Origin of the sequence: Saccharothrix sabaoui, assembly GCF_051756985.1 — a bacterium.
Taxonomy (GTDB): Bacteria; Actinomycetota; Actinomycetes; order Mycobacteriales; family Pseudonocardiaceae; genus Actinosynnema.
This window is the reverse complement of the sequence record NZ_JBPKJK010000207.1, coordinates 1-13,898: the sequence shown is the minus strand read 5'-3', so window position 1 is coordinate 13,898 and position 13,898 is coordinate 1. Positions and strand designations below refer to the sequence as shown.

The 13,898-nt window shown below is 72.0% G+C and carries 10 protein-coding genes; 3 read left to right on the top strand and 7 right to left on the bottom strand.

Annotated elements, in window-relative coordinates; genetic code table 11:
- From glgB to ACR807_RS37510, 6 genes are all read right to left on the bottom strand, one after another.
- On the bottom strand, window positions 1-2,326 hold a 2,326-nt coding region (gene glgB / locus ACR807_RS37535; protein ID WP_438926270.1), incomplete at its 3' end, for a 1,4-alpha-glucan branching protein GlgB.
- The gene (locus ACR807_RS37530; RefSeq protein WP_438926269.1) at window positions 2,323-3,663 is read right to left on the bottom strand and encodes a maltokinase N-terminal cap-like domain-containing protein; all 1,341 of its coding nucleotides are present in this window, start codon (window positions 3,661-3,663) and stop codon (window positions 2,323-2,325) included. The genes ACR807_RS37530 and glgB, both read right to left, overlap by 4 nt.
- A gap of 5 nt (window positions 3,664-3,668) precedes the next feature.
- Window positions 3,669-5,480, bottom strand: a complete 1,812-nt coding sequence (gene treS / locus ACR807_RS37525; RefSeq protein ID WP_438926268.1) for a maltose alpha-D-glucosyltransferase — start codon at window positions 5,478-5,480, stop codon at window positions 3,669-3,671.
- A gap of 151 nt (window positions 5,481-5,631) precedes the next feature.
- Complete coding sequence (locus tag ACR807_RS37520; protein WP_438926267.1) at window positions 5,632-7,608, bottom strand: alpha-1,4-glucan--maltose-1-phosphate maltosyltransferase; 1,977 nt, start codon at window positions 7,606-7,608, stop codon at window positions 5,632-5,634.
- Between the two features lie 285 nt (window positions 7,609-7,893).
- Window positions 7,894-8,076 carry a DUF397 domain-containing protein gene (locus ACR807_RS37515; protein WP_438926266.1) on the bottom strand — a complete coding sequence of 61 codons (183 nt, stop codon included), beginning with the start codon at window positions 8,074-8,076 and terminating at the stop codon, window positions 7,894-7,896.
- 2 nt (window positions 8,077-8,078) lie between these two features.
- Window positions 8,079-8,924 carry a helix-turn-helix domain-containing protein gene (locus ACR807_RS37510; protein WP_438926271.1) on the bottom strand — a complete coding sequence of 282 codons (846 nt, stop codon included), beginning with the start codon at window positions 8,922-8,924 and terminating at the stop codon, window positions 8,079-8,081.
- A 123-nt stretch (window positions 8,925-9,047) separates the two neighbouring features.
- On the opposite strand from ACR807_RS37510, the gene ACR807_RS37505 reads away from it, so the two are divergent.
- The 3 genes from ACR807_RS37505 (at window position 9,048) to ACR807_RS37495 (ending at window position 12,698) form a co-directional block, all read left to right on the top strand.
- On the top strand, window positions 9,048-9,278 hold the full coding sequence (locus tag ACR807_RS37505; RefSeq protein WP_438926265.1) for a hypothetical protein: 231 nt from the start codon (window positions 9,048-9,050) through the stop codon (window positions 9,276-9,278).
- A 154-nt stretch (window positions 9,279-9,432) separates the two neighbouring features.
- On the top strand, window positions 9,433-12,009 hold the full coding sequence (glgP, locus tag ACR807_RS37500; RefSeq protein ID WP_438926264.1) for an alpha-glucan family phosphorylase: 2,577 nt from the start codon (window positions 9,433-9,435) through the stop codon (window positions 12,007-12,009).
- Window positions 12,010-12,212: 203 nt separating this feature from the next.
- A complete protein-coding gene (locus ACR807_RS37495; RefSeq protein ID WP_438926263.1) occupies window positions 12,213-12,698 on the top strand; it encodes a hypothetical protein in 486 nt (161 codons plus the stop codon).
- Between the two features lie 8 nt (window positions 12,699-12,706).
- Here ACR807_RS37495 and ACR807_RS37490 read toward each other — a convergent pair whose 3' ends face one another.
- Window positions 12,707-13,813, bottom strand: coding sequence for a tetratricopeptide repeat protein (locus ACR807_RS37490; RefSeq protein WP_438926262.1), 1,107 nt, complete (start codon window positions 13,811-13,813; stop codon window positions 12,707-12,709).
- Window positions 13,814-13,898: the final 85 nt, after the last annotated feature.

The window sequence follows — 13,898 nt, the reverse complement described above, 5'->3', positions numbered from 1 at the left end:
CGGCCGCGTCCACCCCGCCGGTCGCGTCCGCCCCAGCCGCCGCGTCCGCCCCACCCGCGGGGGCGGGGGCGGTCGGGGCCGATCCCGGCGTGCGCACCACCTTCGGCGCCTCCGTCACCTCACCCGACTCGCTCACCTCGGACAACGCCATCGCCGCCGTCTCACCGGCCACCGGCTGCTCCGGGGTCAGCCACAGCACGCCCGACGGCGGCAGCTGGAGCACCGCGGACGCCGGGCGCCCGTGCCACGGCCTCTCCTCGGCCTCGACGACGCCCAGGTTGCCCACGCCCGAACCGCCGTAGACGGCCGAGTCCGTGTTCACGACCTCGCGCCACCGGCCGGCCGCGGGCAGGCCCACGCGGTAGTCGTGGTGCGGCTGACCGGAGAAGTTGGCGACGCACGCCAGCAGCGACCCGTCGTCGCCGACGCGCAGGAAGCTCAGCACGTTGCCGCCCGAGTCGTTCGCGTCGATCCACGAGAAGCCCTCGGGGCGGTCGTCGGCGCTGTAGAGCGCCGGGCACGCCTTGTAGACCCCGTTGAGGTCGGCGATCAGCGACCGCAGGCCCGCGTGCAGCGGGTCGTCGAGCAGGTGCCAGTCCAGCGACCGGGACTCCGACCACTCGCCGCGCTGGCCGAACTCGCCGCCCATGAACAGCAGCTGCTTGCCGGGGTGCGCCCACATGAAGGCCAGCAGCGACCGCAGGCCCGCGGCCTTGTTCCAGTCGTCACCCGGCATCCGCTGCCACAGCGAGCCCTTGCCGTGCACGACCTCGTCGTGCGACAGCGGCAGCACGAAGTTCTCGCTCCACGCGTACACCAGCGAGAACGTGATCTCGTTGTGGTGGAACGAGCGGTGGATCGGCTCGCGCGACAGGTAGTGCAGGGTGTCGTGCATCCAGCCCATGTTCCACTTGAAGCCGAACCCGAGCCCGCCCAGGTGCGTGGGCCGCGTGACGCCCGGCCACGCGGTCGACTCCTCGGCGACCATCACCACGCCGGGGTGCCGCTTGTAGACCGTGGCGTTGAGCTCCTGGAGGAACCGCACGGCGTCGAGGTTCTCCCGGCCGCCGTACTGGTTGGGGAGCCACTGCCCGGCCTGCCGCGAGTAGTCGAGGTAGAGCATGGAGGCCACCGCGTCGACCCGAAGGCCGTCGATGTGGAACTCCTCGATCCAGTACAGCGCGTTCGCGACGAGGAAGTTGCGCACCTCGTTGCGGCCGAAGTCGAACACGAGCGTGCCCCAGTCGGGGTGCTCGCCGCGGCGGGGGTCGGGGTGCTCGTAGAGCGCGGTGCCGTCGAACTTGGCGAGCGCCCAGGCGTCCTTGGGGAAGTGCGCGGGCACCCAGTCCATGATCACGCCGATGCCCCGCTGGTGCAGGACGTCGACGAAGTGGCGGAAGTCGTCGGGGGACCCGAACCGCGAGGTGGGCGCGTAGTACGAGGTGACCTGGTAGCCCCACGACCCGCCGAACGGGTGCTCGGCCACCGGCATCAGCTCGACGTGCGTGAACCCGGCCGACTCCACGTAGTCCGCCAGCTCGACCGCCAGCTCCCGGTAGGACAGGCCGGGCCGCCACGAGCCGAGGTGCACCTCGTACACCGACACGGGCGCGTTGACCCACTGCGTCGCGTCCCGCCTGGCCTGCCACTCCGAGTCGCCCCACGCGTGCCGCGACTCGGTGACCACGGACGCGGTCGCGGGCGGCGTCTCGGTGGCGAACGCCATCGGGTCGGCCTTCTCGTGCCACGCGCCGTCCTGGCCGAGGATGCGGTACTTGTACCGGGTCCCCGCCGGGACGCCGGGGATGAAGACCTCCCACACGCCGGACGAGCCGAGCGACCGCATCGGGTTCGCCCGGCCGTCCCAGCCGTCGAAGTCGCCGCACACCCGCACGCCCCGCGCGGTCGGCGCCCACACCGCGAACGACACGCCCGTGACCACGCCGTTCGGCGTGTCGTAGGTCCGCACGTGCGCGCCCAGCACGTCCCACAGCCGCTCGTGGCGGCCCTCGCCGATCAGGTGCAGGTCCAGCTCGCCGATCGTCGGCAGCCACCGGTACGGGTCGTCCACCTCGACGACGTGCGACCCGTACTCGACCTCCAGGCGGTAGTCGCCGGGGTGCTCGGGCAGGTCGCCCGCGAACAGCCCGTCGGTGACGCGGTCCAGCTCGACCCTCTTGTCACCGGCCATCACGGCCACCGCGGACGCGCCCGGCCGCAGGGCGCGGGCCACCACGCCCTCGGGCACGTGGTGCACGCCCAGCACCGAGTGCGGGTCGTGGTGCGACCCGGCCAGCAGCCGGTCGACGTCCTGGGGCGAGATCATGACTGCACCGCTCCCTCTCCAGTGATGCGGGCGATCGACGACAACGGGACCGTCAACCACTCCGGTCGGTTCGCGTGCTCGTAGGCGACCTCGTACACGGCCTTGTCCAGCTCGAACGCCCGCAGCAGGTAGCCGCGCTTGCGCGGGTCGCCGACCGAGGCCGACGCCGACTCCGCGTAGCCCTCGGTGAAGGCGGCCCGGTTGCGCCGAGACCACTCCAGCGCCCGCACGGCGAGCTGGTGGTCCTCCGGCCGGCCGACGAGCAGCTGGTGCGCCGCGTAGTCGAACGACCGCAGCATCCCGGCCACGTCCCGCAGCGGTGACCGCAGCGCGGTCCGCTCGGCGATCGGCGCGCCCGGCTCGCCCTCGAAGTCGATCAGCAGCCACCCGTGGACGGTCCGCAGCACCTGGCCCAGGTGCAGGTCGCCGTGGATGTGCTGGATCGCGATGGCCCCCGGCGTGTCCCTGGCCTGCTCGAACGCCTCGCGCAGCGCCGGCACGTACGGCTCCAGGGCGGGCACCCGGGCGACCACGTCGTCCAGCCTGGTGATCATCGCCTGGACGCTGCGCTCGATGTCGTCGGCGTCGGCGTGCTCGGTGCCCAGCGCGCGCTCCAGGTCGGCGTGCACGGTGGCCACCGCCTGCCCCAGCCGCTGCGCCTCGCCCGCGAAGTCGCCGCCGACCTCGTCGGCGTGCAGGTCGCCCTCGGCCATCAGGTCGCGCACGCTCGTGGTGGCCATGGCCCAGCCGTCCACCGCGTCGGGCAGGAACTGCTGGAGCATCCCGACGGTCGTGCGGCGGCCGTCCAGCTCGCCGGTGATCGACCCGAGCGGCCGGGCGATGTGCTCGCAGCCCACCTCGTGCAGCGCCCGCTGGAGCACCAGGTCCGGGTTCTCGCCGAACGTGAGCTTGCGGAACAGCTTGAGGATGTACTGGCTGCCGAACACCAGCGAGGTGTTCGACTGCTCCGACGTGATGCGCCGGCCGCGCAGGCCGGTCTGGAGCTCCACGCCGGGCTCGTGCGCGAACACCAGCCCGTCGACCTCGCGGCCCTCCGCGATCAGGTCGAGCAGCGGTCCGGTCAGCTCGGAGTCCGCCGTCGCGTCGTGGTTGTCCGGCTGGTCGGTGACCAGCAGTTGGTACGGCTCGCGCCGGTCGTGCTGCTCCACCTCCACCACGAGGTGCACCAGCAGCGGCTCCCGTTCGCGCAGCACGGCCGTCCGGAGGGGGCGGACCGAGGTGATCGGGCGGTCCTTGCCGCCGAACCACCGCTGCTCCGGCAACCACGCGGGGAGCTCGGTCACCACCTTGTCGACCAGGTCGTGCGGTTCGGTCACGTCCTTCACCTGCTCTCGCTGTCGTCGCCCGCGTCCACGAGCTGGAACCAGTAGAAGCCGTGGCCCGGCAGCGTGAGCAGGTACGACAGGTCGCCGATGCGCGGGAACCGGACGCCACCGGTCAGCTCGACGGGCCGTGAACCGCGGTGCTCGGACAGGTCGAGCTCGACCGGCTGCGGGAACCGCGACAGGTTGTTCACGCACAGCACGACGTCCTCGCGACCGTCGGGCCGGCAGTAGCGACGCCGGTAGGCCAGCACGCTGGGGTTGGACCCGCCCAGGTCGGTGAAGTCGCCCTCGGCGAACGCGTGGTGCTGCTTGCGCACCTCGATCATCCGGCGGGTCCAGTTGAGCAGGGAGGACTGGTTGTTGAGCTGGGCCTCGACGTTGAGCCCCTGGTAGCCGTACACCGGGTCCATGATCACCGGCAGGTAGATCCGGCCGGGGTCGCAGGAGGAGAACCCTGCGTTGCGGTCGGGGGTCCACTGCATCGGCGTGCGCACCGCGTCCCGGTCGCCGAGCCAGATGTTGTCGCCCATGCCGATCTCATCGCCGTAGTAGAGCACCGGTGAGCCGGGCAGCGACAGCAGCATCGCGGTGAACAGCTCCTGCTGGTTGCGGTCGTTCTCCAGCAGGGGCGCCAGTCGGCGGCGGATGCCGATGTTCGCCTTCATCCGCGGGTCCTTGGCGTACTCCGCGTACATGTAGTCGCGTTCCTCGTCGGTGACCATCTCGAGCGTCAGCTCGTCGTGGTTGCGCAGGAAGATGCCCCACTGCGCGCCGGACGGGATCTGCGGCGTCTGCGCCAGGATCTCCGAGATGGGGAACCGCGACTCGCGCCGCACGGCCATGAAGATGCGCGGCATCAGCGGGAAGTGGAACGCCATGTGGCACTCGTCGCCGCCGACCTCCGGGTCGCCGAAGTACTCGACCACGTCCGACGGCCACTGGTTCGCCTCGGCCAGCAGCACGCGCCCGGGGTACTCGTCGTCCACGACCTTGCGGCAGCGCTTGAGGAAGTCGTGCGTGCGCGGCAGGTTCTCGCAGTTCGTGCCCTCCTGCTCGAACAGGTACGGCACGGCGTCGAGCCGGAACCCGTCGATGCCCAGGTCGAGCCAGAACCGGAGCGTGTCCAGCATGGCCTCCTGGACGTGCGGGTTCTCGAAGTTCAGGTCCGGCTGGTGGGAGAAGAACCGGTGCCAGTAGAACTGGCCGCGCACCGGGTCGTAGGTCCAGTTCGAGGACTCGGTGTCGACGAAGATGATCCGCGCGTCCGGGTACTTCTGGTCGTCGTCGCTCCAGACGTAGTAGTCGCCGTACGGCCCGTCCGGGTCGGCCCGCGACTGCTGGAACCACGGGTGCGCGTCGCTCGTGTGGTTGAGCACCAGGTCGGTGATCACCCGGATGCCGCGCCGGTGCGCCTCGTCCAGCAGGTAGACGAAGTCCTCGACCGTGCCGAACTCGGGCAGCACCGCGCGGAAGTCGGAGATGTCGTAGCCGCCGTCGCGCAGCGGCGAGGCGTAGAACGGGGGCAGCCACAGGCAGTCCACGCCGAGCCACTCCAGGTAGTCCAGCCGCGACGCGAGACCGCGCAGGTCGCCGGTGCCGTCGCCGTTCGAGTCGCTGAACGCCCGGACCAGGACCTCGTAGAACACCGCGCCCTTGAACCAGCCGGGCTCGCGCGGCACCAGCTTGGCCGAGCGGAAGTCCTCGGCCTGCGGCTCGACGAGCATGCCGTCCGCGCGGATGCCCTCACCGGTGTGGGGGACGTCCTCCAGCCCTACCAGGGCGGCGTCGGGTCGGACCTCTTCGTGCATCTGTGCTCCACCTCGTCCCACCTCATTGGGGGTACGTTCGATCGTCCCGCGCGCTCGACGACGGGCGCGGGGACTGCGTGAAAAGGGGACCGGATCGGTTGTCGGCCGGGTCGGCGGGCCTCGCGGACCGCCGGACCCGGCCGGACCGGCGTCAGCCGGATCGGCGCAGCACGCCCACGACGTGCGCCGGGGCGCGCCAGGGTTCGAGGCGGACGTAGTTCGCCTGCCCCCAGTCCCAGGTCTCCCCGGAGACCTCGTCGTGCGCGATCAGCCGTTCCTGCCAGTCGACGCCGAGCGCGGGCAGGTCCAGCCAGACGGTGCCGTCCTGCGCGTCGTGGGGATCGAGGTTGACCACGACGACGACCGTGTCGCCGCTGTCGGGGTCCTGCTTGGAGTAGGCGATCAGCGCCGGGTTGTCCACGTGGTGGAACCGCAGTGTTCGCATCTGCTGGAGCGCCGGGTGGGCCCGGCGGATCGCGTTCAGCTTGCGCAACCACGGTTCGAGCGACCTGCCCTCGGCCACCGCCGCCGCGTAGTCGCGGGGGCGGAGCTGGTACTTCTCCGAGTTCAGGTACTCCTCGCTGCCCGGCTTCACGGGCTCGTGCTCGAACAGCTCGTAGCCCGAGTACACGCCCCAGGTCGGCGCCATCGTCGCCGCCAGCGCCGCGCGCAGCGCGAACATGCCCGGACCGCCGACCTGCAACGACTCGTGCAGGATGTCCGGCGTGTTCACGAACAGGTTGGGGCGCGCCTCGTCCCAGTGCGCGACCAGCTCGTTGCCGAACTCGGTCAGCTCTTCCTTGGTCGTGCGCCAGGTGAAGTAGGTGTAGCTCTGCGTGAAGCCGAGCTTGGCCAGGCCGTACAGGCGGGCCGGGCGGGTGAACGCCTCGGACAGGAACAGCACGTCCGGGTGGCGGTCCTTGACCGCCCAGATCAGCCACGCCCAGAAGTCCGGCGGCTTGGTGTGCGGGTTGTCGACCCGGAAGATCTTCACCCCGTGGTCGACCCAGTGCAGGACGACGCGCAGCACCTCGTTGTAGATGCCCTGCGGGTCGTTGTCGAAGTTGACCGGGTAGATGTCCTGGTACTTCTTCGGCGGGTTCTCCGCGTAGGCGATCGAGCCGTCGGGGCGGGTGGTGAACCACTCCGGGTTCTTCAGCACCCACGGGTGGTCGGGCGCGCACTGGATGGCCAGGTCGAGCGCGACCTCCAGGTCCAGCTCGCGGGCGCGGGCCACGAAGGCGTCGAAGTCCTCGATCGTGCCCAGCTGCGGGTGGATCGCGTCGTGCCCGCCCTCGTCCGCGCCGATGGCCCACGTCGAGCCCGGGTCGTCCTCGGTGGCGTGCAGCGTGTTGTTGGGGCCCTTGCGGTTCACCCGGCCGATGGGGTGGATCGGCGGCAGGTAGGCGACGTCGAAGCCCATGGCGGCGACGCGGTCCAGCTCGCGGGTCGCGGTGGCGAACGTGCCGTGCACCGGGACGCCCGACTCGTCGACCCCGCCCGTGCTGCGGGGGAAGAACTCGTACCAGGAGCCGAACGCGGCGCGCTTGCGGTCCACCCAGACCTTCTGCGGCTTGCCCTTGGTGATCAGCTCGCGCACGGGGTGGTCGTGCATGACCTGGCGGACGTCGGCCGCCAGCGCGGGGGCCACCCGCTCGGCCAGCGGCCGGTGCTCGTCGCGCAGGGCGGCGGCGGCGTTGGCCAGCAGCGGCTTCTCCCGGCGGCGGTCGGGGCGGCGGGAGACGCGGTCGAGCAGCAGTGCGCCGCTCTCCAGGTCGTTGGCCAGCTCCTCCGGTCCCTGCCCGGCGGCGATCTTCACCTCGACGGCGTGCAGCCAGGTCGCCCACGGGTCGCTCCAGGCGTCCACCCGGAACGTCCAGGCGCCTTCGGCGTCGGGCACGATCGTGGCCGCCCAGCGGTCCAGCCCCGTGCCGACGGGGACCATGCGGACCTGTCTGGCGACCCGGTCGTTCGGCCCTCGCCACGCGACGGTGGCGGCGACGGCGTCGTGCCCCTCGCGCCAGACCGTCGCCTCGACCGGAACGTGCTCGCCGACCACGGCTTTCGCCGGGTAGCGACCACCGCTCACGATCGGGGAGACGTCGTCGATCCCGAGTCGTCCACTCATCGGCAGCAGCGCCCCTCTCACCTGGTGTGACGCGTGCACGGTCAAGTCTGCCCGCAGCGGCCGGACCAGCCGTCACCGGGACCCACCCTGCTGTTCCTACCCCGTTTGCCGGTGTCGCACACGTGACGAGCACGTGGTTCTCGCCGTGGAGGGCAGGTTCTCAGGTCTTGAGGTCCCGCCCGGTTACCGCGCCGTCACCGTTCGGGCGACGGCGCGGGAACCTCCGGTGAACATGATCAACGATGGCGGGGTGGAGCGCACGCCGGTGGGGTGCCCGCGGGCCGGTCAGCGCCGGCGCAGCGCCCCGGTGAAGGCCGCCCAGCCGGCGGGGGAGACGGTCAGGGACTCGCGGGTGTTCTTCGAGTCGCGCACGCCGACGGCGGAGCCGGCGAACCGGACCTCCACGCAGTTGTCGGTGGCCGCGCCGCTGTAGCTGCTCTTGAACCAGTCGGTGGGGGTCGCGGACATGGTCAGAACCTCCTCAGTGCCTCTCGCAGGACGTCCTTCGATTCTGCCGGGTCGAACGAGAACCGCTTGAGCCACTCGAACACCCGGCCCAGGTGGCCAGTGTCGGCCGGGTCGTCCAGGTAGGGCGAGGGGCCGTACGCCACCGACGCGAAGCCGACCGCCGGGGACGGGGGTTCGAAGCGCAGGAGGGTGAACCCGGCGTGGGAAGCCGGGTTGTCCCTGGTCCGCGCCGACAGCAGCCGCACGCCGATCCCCGGCCTGCCCGCCACCTCCAGCAGGTGCTCGACCTGCCGCCGCATCACCTCGTGGCCGCCGAACCCGGCGGTGAGGGCGTCGTCGGTCACGATGAACTCGGCCCTGCGCGGCGGGGTCGAGTCGAGCACCAGCCGCTGCCGCTCCAGCCGGAACGCGACCCGGTTGGCCCGCTCCTCGTAGGACGGTTCCCACCACAGCCCGTCCCCGGCGCGCATCACCGCCTCGGCGTACTCCCCGGTCTGGAGCAGCCCCGGGAAAATGCCCCGTTCGTACGTCATGATCACGCTGGCCTGCGCTTCAAGGGTCGCGAACCGGCGGTACGAGTCCGGTAGCTGATCTACATAAGCACGTGATCTCGGATACCTTTTTCGTGCTTCGACGCTCAAATCAAGCATGCGAACGCGCTCGTCGGCGGTGACCCCCAGGAAGGTCAGGAGCAGGTCCAGCTCCTCTGTGCGGAGGTTGCTCCGACCTGCCTCGACCTTGTTGATCCGGCCCTGGTCGCGACCGATCGCCCGAGCCGCCTCAGCCTGTGACCGCTGCGCGCGCAGGCGCAGTCGGCGCAATTCCGCACCGAACAGTCGGCGGGGCATGGTCTGGGCGGTCTGGCCCACGATCACTCCTTCGAGTACTTACACAAGTTGCTTAAAGCAGGTTAGGTAAGGGGTGTTAAGCAGGGACAACAAGCAGATGTATCAAGCAGAGGAGACAACGCCGTGGGACGAGTGGAAGCCGGTGGGTGGGTCAAGGCGCACGACGGGACCCGGGTGGGTCACGTGGTCGACGTCGAGGACGGGGCGGTCGAGTTCTCGTTCCAGGGGGACAACACCTTCCAGCTGGTCCTGGCGGAGGGGGTGCTGGAGGAGTGCGCCGCGCTGTTCCCGCAAGCCCTGATCGATTATCGGGCTGCGGCGGCCGGGCGCGGTGTCACACGATCGGGGGCTTGATCATGCGGGTTCCCGCCACCCCTGTTAACGCTTGCGCCGCTTCTGCGAAATAACTTGCAGGGAAGCGTTGTCGCAGGTCCGGCTGTATCGGTCCCTGCATCGGTTCGGGTGACCGTTGCTCGACACCGCTGGATGGGGGATAAGGTCCGACGCCATGCGAGCACTTCGCCGGTTCACCGTCCGAGCCAGCCTGCCCGAGCCCCTCGGGGCGCTGGGCACCCTCGCCACCAACCTGCGCTGGACCTGGCACCAGCCCAGCCAGGACCTGTTCGCGTCCGTGGACCCGGAACTGTGGGCGGAGAGCGGCGACCCGCTCCGGCTGCTCTCCACCGTGTCGCCCGAGCGCCTCGACGCGCTCGCCGGCGACGAGCAGTTCCTGGCCCACGTCCGGGCGCTCGCCGACGACCTGCACCGCTACACGACCGGCCCCCGCTGGTTCCAGCGCCGCCAGGACGAGGTCCGGCAGCGCCGGGAGCACGGCGACCACGACCTCCCGCCGCTGCCGTCGGCCGTCGCCTACTTCTCCATGGAGTTCGGCGTCACCGAGGCCCTGCCGAACTACTCCGGCGGCCTCGGCGTGCTCGCCGGCGACCACCTGAAGGCGGCGTCCGACCTGGGCGTGCCGCTGATCGCGGTCGGCCTGCTCTACCGGTCCGGCTACTTCCGGCAGGCGCTGAGCCTCGACGGCTGGCAGATCGAGCACTACCCGGTGCTCGACCCGCGCGGCCTGCCGCTGGAGCTGCTGACCGAGCCGTCCGGCGCGCCCCTGCTCGTCCACGTCGCCATGCCCGGCGACCGGGTGCTGCGCGCCAAGGTGTGGAAGGCCCAGGTCGGCCGCATCCCGCTGCTCCTGCTCGACTCCGACGTGGAGGAGAACGACGAGGACCTGCGGGGCGTCACCGACCGCCTCTACGGCGGCGACCAGGACCACCGCATCCGCCAGGAGATCCTCGCGGGCGTCGGCGGCGTGCGGGCCGTGCGCACCTACTGCGACCTGACCGGCCACCCGGGGCCCGAGGTGTTCCACACCAACGAGGGGCACGCCGGGTTCCTCGGCCTGGAGCGCATCCGCGAGCTGGTCACCGGCCAGGGCCTCGACTTCGACCAGGCGCTGGCCGCCGTGCGCGCGGGCACCGTGTTCACCACGCACACCCCCGTGCCGGCGGGCATCGACCGGTTCCCCGTCGACCTCGTGCAGCACTACTTCGGCTCCGAGACCCTGCTCCCCGGCGTGAACACGCAGCGCGTCCTCGCGCTCGGCGCGGAGGAGAACCCGGGGCTGTTCAACATGGCCCACATGGGCCTGCGGCTCGCGCAGCGCGCCAACGGCGTGTCCAAGCTGCACGGCCGGGTCAGCCGCGACATGTTCCGCGGCCTGTGGCCCGGCTTCGACGCCACCGAGGTGCCCATCGGCTCGGTCACCAACGGCGTGCACGGCCCGACGTGGGCGGCGACCGAGATGAGCAGGCTCCTCGGCGAGTCCGAGGGCGACCCGGGCGTGGGCCTGCGCGGGTTCGAGCCGGTCACCGACCAGCGGCTGTGGGAGCTGCGCAACGACCTGCGCGGCAAGCTCGTCGACGAGGTCCGCCGGCGCACCCGCGCGTCCTGGCTCCAGCGCGGCGCGTCCGCGCTGGAGCTCGGCTGGACCGACTCCGTGTTCGACCCGGGCGTGCTCACCGTCGGCTTCGCCCGCCGCGTGCCCACGTACAAGCGGCTGACCCTGATGCTGCGCGACCCGGAGCGGCTGCGCGCGATGCTGCTGCACCCCGAGCGGCCGGTGCAGCTGGTCGTCGCGGGCAAGTCGCACCCGGCCGACGACGGCGGCAAGGCGCTGATCCAGCAGATCGTGCGCTACGCCGACGACGCGGGCGTGCGGCACCGGATCGTGTTCCTGCCCGACTACGACATGTCCATGGCCCGGTACCTGTACTGGGGCTGCGACGTGTGGCTGAACAACCCGATGCGCCCGCTGGAGGCGTGCGGCACGTCCGGCATGAAGTCGGCGCTCAACGGCGGCCTCAACCTGTCGATCCGCGACGGCTGGTGGGACGAGCTGTACGACGGCAGCAACGGCTGGGCCATCCCGACCGCGGACGGCGTCACCGACCCGACGCGGCGCGACGACCTGGAGGCCGCGGCGCTCTACGACCTGCTCGGCAACCAGGTCGCACCGCTGTTCTACGACCGCGGCGAGGACGGCGTGCCCACGCGCTGGCTCGCCATGGTCCGGCACACGCTGGCCTCGCTCGGCCCGGCGGTGCAGGCGTCGCGCATGGTCCGCGAGTACGTGGAGAGCCTGTACGCGCCCGCCGCCGCCTCGGCCGCCTCGGTCGTCGGCGAGGGCTACCGGGGGGCCAAGGAGCTGGCCGCCTACCGGCAGCGGCTGCGCGCGTCGTGGACGCGGGTGCGGGTGCTCGACTCGGACCTCTCGCTCAACGGGTCGGCCGCGCCGCTGCTCGGCGCGCCGGTCGCCGTCCGGGCCCGGGTCGAGCTGGCCGGGCTGGAGCCGTCCGAGGTGGACGTGCAGGTGGCGCTCGGCCGGGTCGGCGACTCGGACGAGCTGTACGACGTGGTCACGCACGGCATGGACTACGCGGGCAACGGCAACTACGAGGTCGAGGTGCCGCTGCCGCACGCGGGGGCCGTCGGGTACACGGTGCGCGTGCTGCCCCGGCACGACCTGCTGGCGTCACCGGCTGAACTCGGTCGCGTGGTGCTCGCGGGCTGGTGACCCGGTCGGGTGACCGCCGGCGGTGACCGGCGGTCATCCTGACCGCGTGCGCGCGACCACTTCAGAACCGCGTTCGACCTTCGGGTGAAAACCCCGTTTCCGCTGGTAGAGCCCTGTTCGGCGGCTTACGCTCAATCGTCGAACGATCCACCGACGGGTGGTGGGTGGTCACCGGAGGGCGAATGGGAACGATCCGCACATCAGTGGCGTCCGCTGTCTCCCTGGCCGTGCTGGGGGCGGTCCTCGCCGTCCCCTCGGCCGGGGCCGAACCGCCCCCGGCGTGCGCGGGCCTGGTGGCGCAGCTGTCGGCGTCGGTGAAGAAGGTGGTCGACGGCGCGGTGGCGGAGCCGCCCCAGGGCAAGGCCGTCGCGGAGGCGCTCGGCGACGCGCTCGGGCTGCTGACCGCGATGCAGGGCGCGAGGTGCCTGCCGCTGCCGCCGGTGAGCGCGCCACCACCCGCCGGTGAGGCGTTCGCCGGCCCGGAGCTGTGCGCGTCCGGCGCGATGGCCTCGTTCGCCGGGGTCTACAGCGTGCTGGCCAAGGTCGTGCCCGGCGCCGTCGCCCCCGACCCGGGCAAGCTGAAGAACGAGGTGTCGGGCGTGCTCAAGACGCTCAACGACCTGCTGTCCCACTGCGCCCTGCCCCCGCCGGAGGGCGGCCTGCCCACGATGCCCGCCCCGCCCGCCTGACCCCCGTCTCACACGAGGTTGAGCCGGGCGTTGGTCTCGGCCACGCGGGGCATCCAGCCGGCCAGCTCCACCGCCTCCACGAGCGTGCGGCGGGCCGCCGCGTTGTCGCCGGACGCCATCTGCGCGCGGGCCATCGTGGCCAGCGCGTCCGCCTTGCCCAGGCCGCTCTCGCTGGCGTGCCCGGCCTGCGTGGCGAGGGTGATCGCGGTGGCGTGGTCGTCCTCCAGCAGCGCGAGCTGCGCCAACGTGCCCGTGCAGCGGTAGCGCGGGTAGCCCAGCTCCATCGCGCCCTCCACGGCCCGGCGCGCGGCGGGCAGGCCGATGTCGGCGGGCAGCTGGCCGCCCTCCACGGCGTTGGCGGTGGCGCTCGCCATCTCGGCCATCACGAACGCCATGTCGCGCGGCTCCAGGTCCGTGCGGCCGACGAGGGTGCTCACCGCGTGCAGCGCCTCGGCGTACCGGGTGCGCAGCGTCAGCACCGCGACCTTGGCCGACGTCGACAGCAGCAGCGTCGGGTGCCGCCGCGCCATCTCCTCGACGACCACCTCGGCCCGGTCCAGGTCGCCGACCGCGAGCAGGTCCGTCACCTCGTTGAGCAGCGGCGTCGCCTCGTACTCCTCGGCGGTGCGCCCGGTCAGCCGGGGCAGCGCGAACAGGAACCAGCCGGACGACGTCGTGCCCGCGCCGCGCCTCGGCCACAGGGCGTTGACCAGCACGGCCGTGCCGGCGACCGCGAAGCCCCGCCAGAACCCGTGCCCCGACCCGAGCCACGCCCCCGCCGCCGCCGCCGCGGCCGGCACCAGCGACGTGAGCGCGGTCAGGAACAGCCGCCTGCGCACCGGGGCCTTGACCGAGCTGAGGCCGACGCTGAACAGCAGCGGCACGGTCCGCCACACCACCCGCCGGCGCGGGCCGGTCCAGGTGCGCAGCTCACCGCCCACGCCGATGACGACCAGCGGCACCCGCACCCCGAACGCGAGCGCGCCCACCAGCAGCCCGAGCTGGATCAGCGCGGGCAGCGCCCACGCCCCCACCGCGGCCCCGGCGAACCCCGCCGCGCTCGGCCGCCAGACCGCCAACACCACCAGGACCAGCCCGGTCAGCCATTTCCACACAGAGCAGGAGACGCTACCGGCCCGCCACGGGTTCCCCCGCCCCCGAACGCACAACTCACCGGTCGCGAACGCATGACTCGCGAGT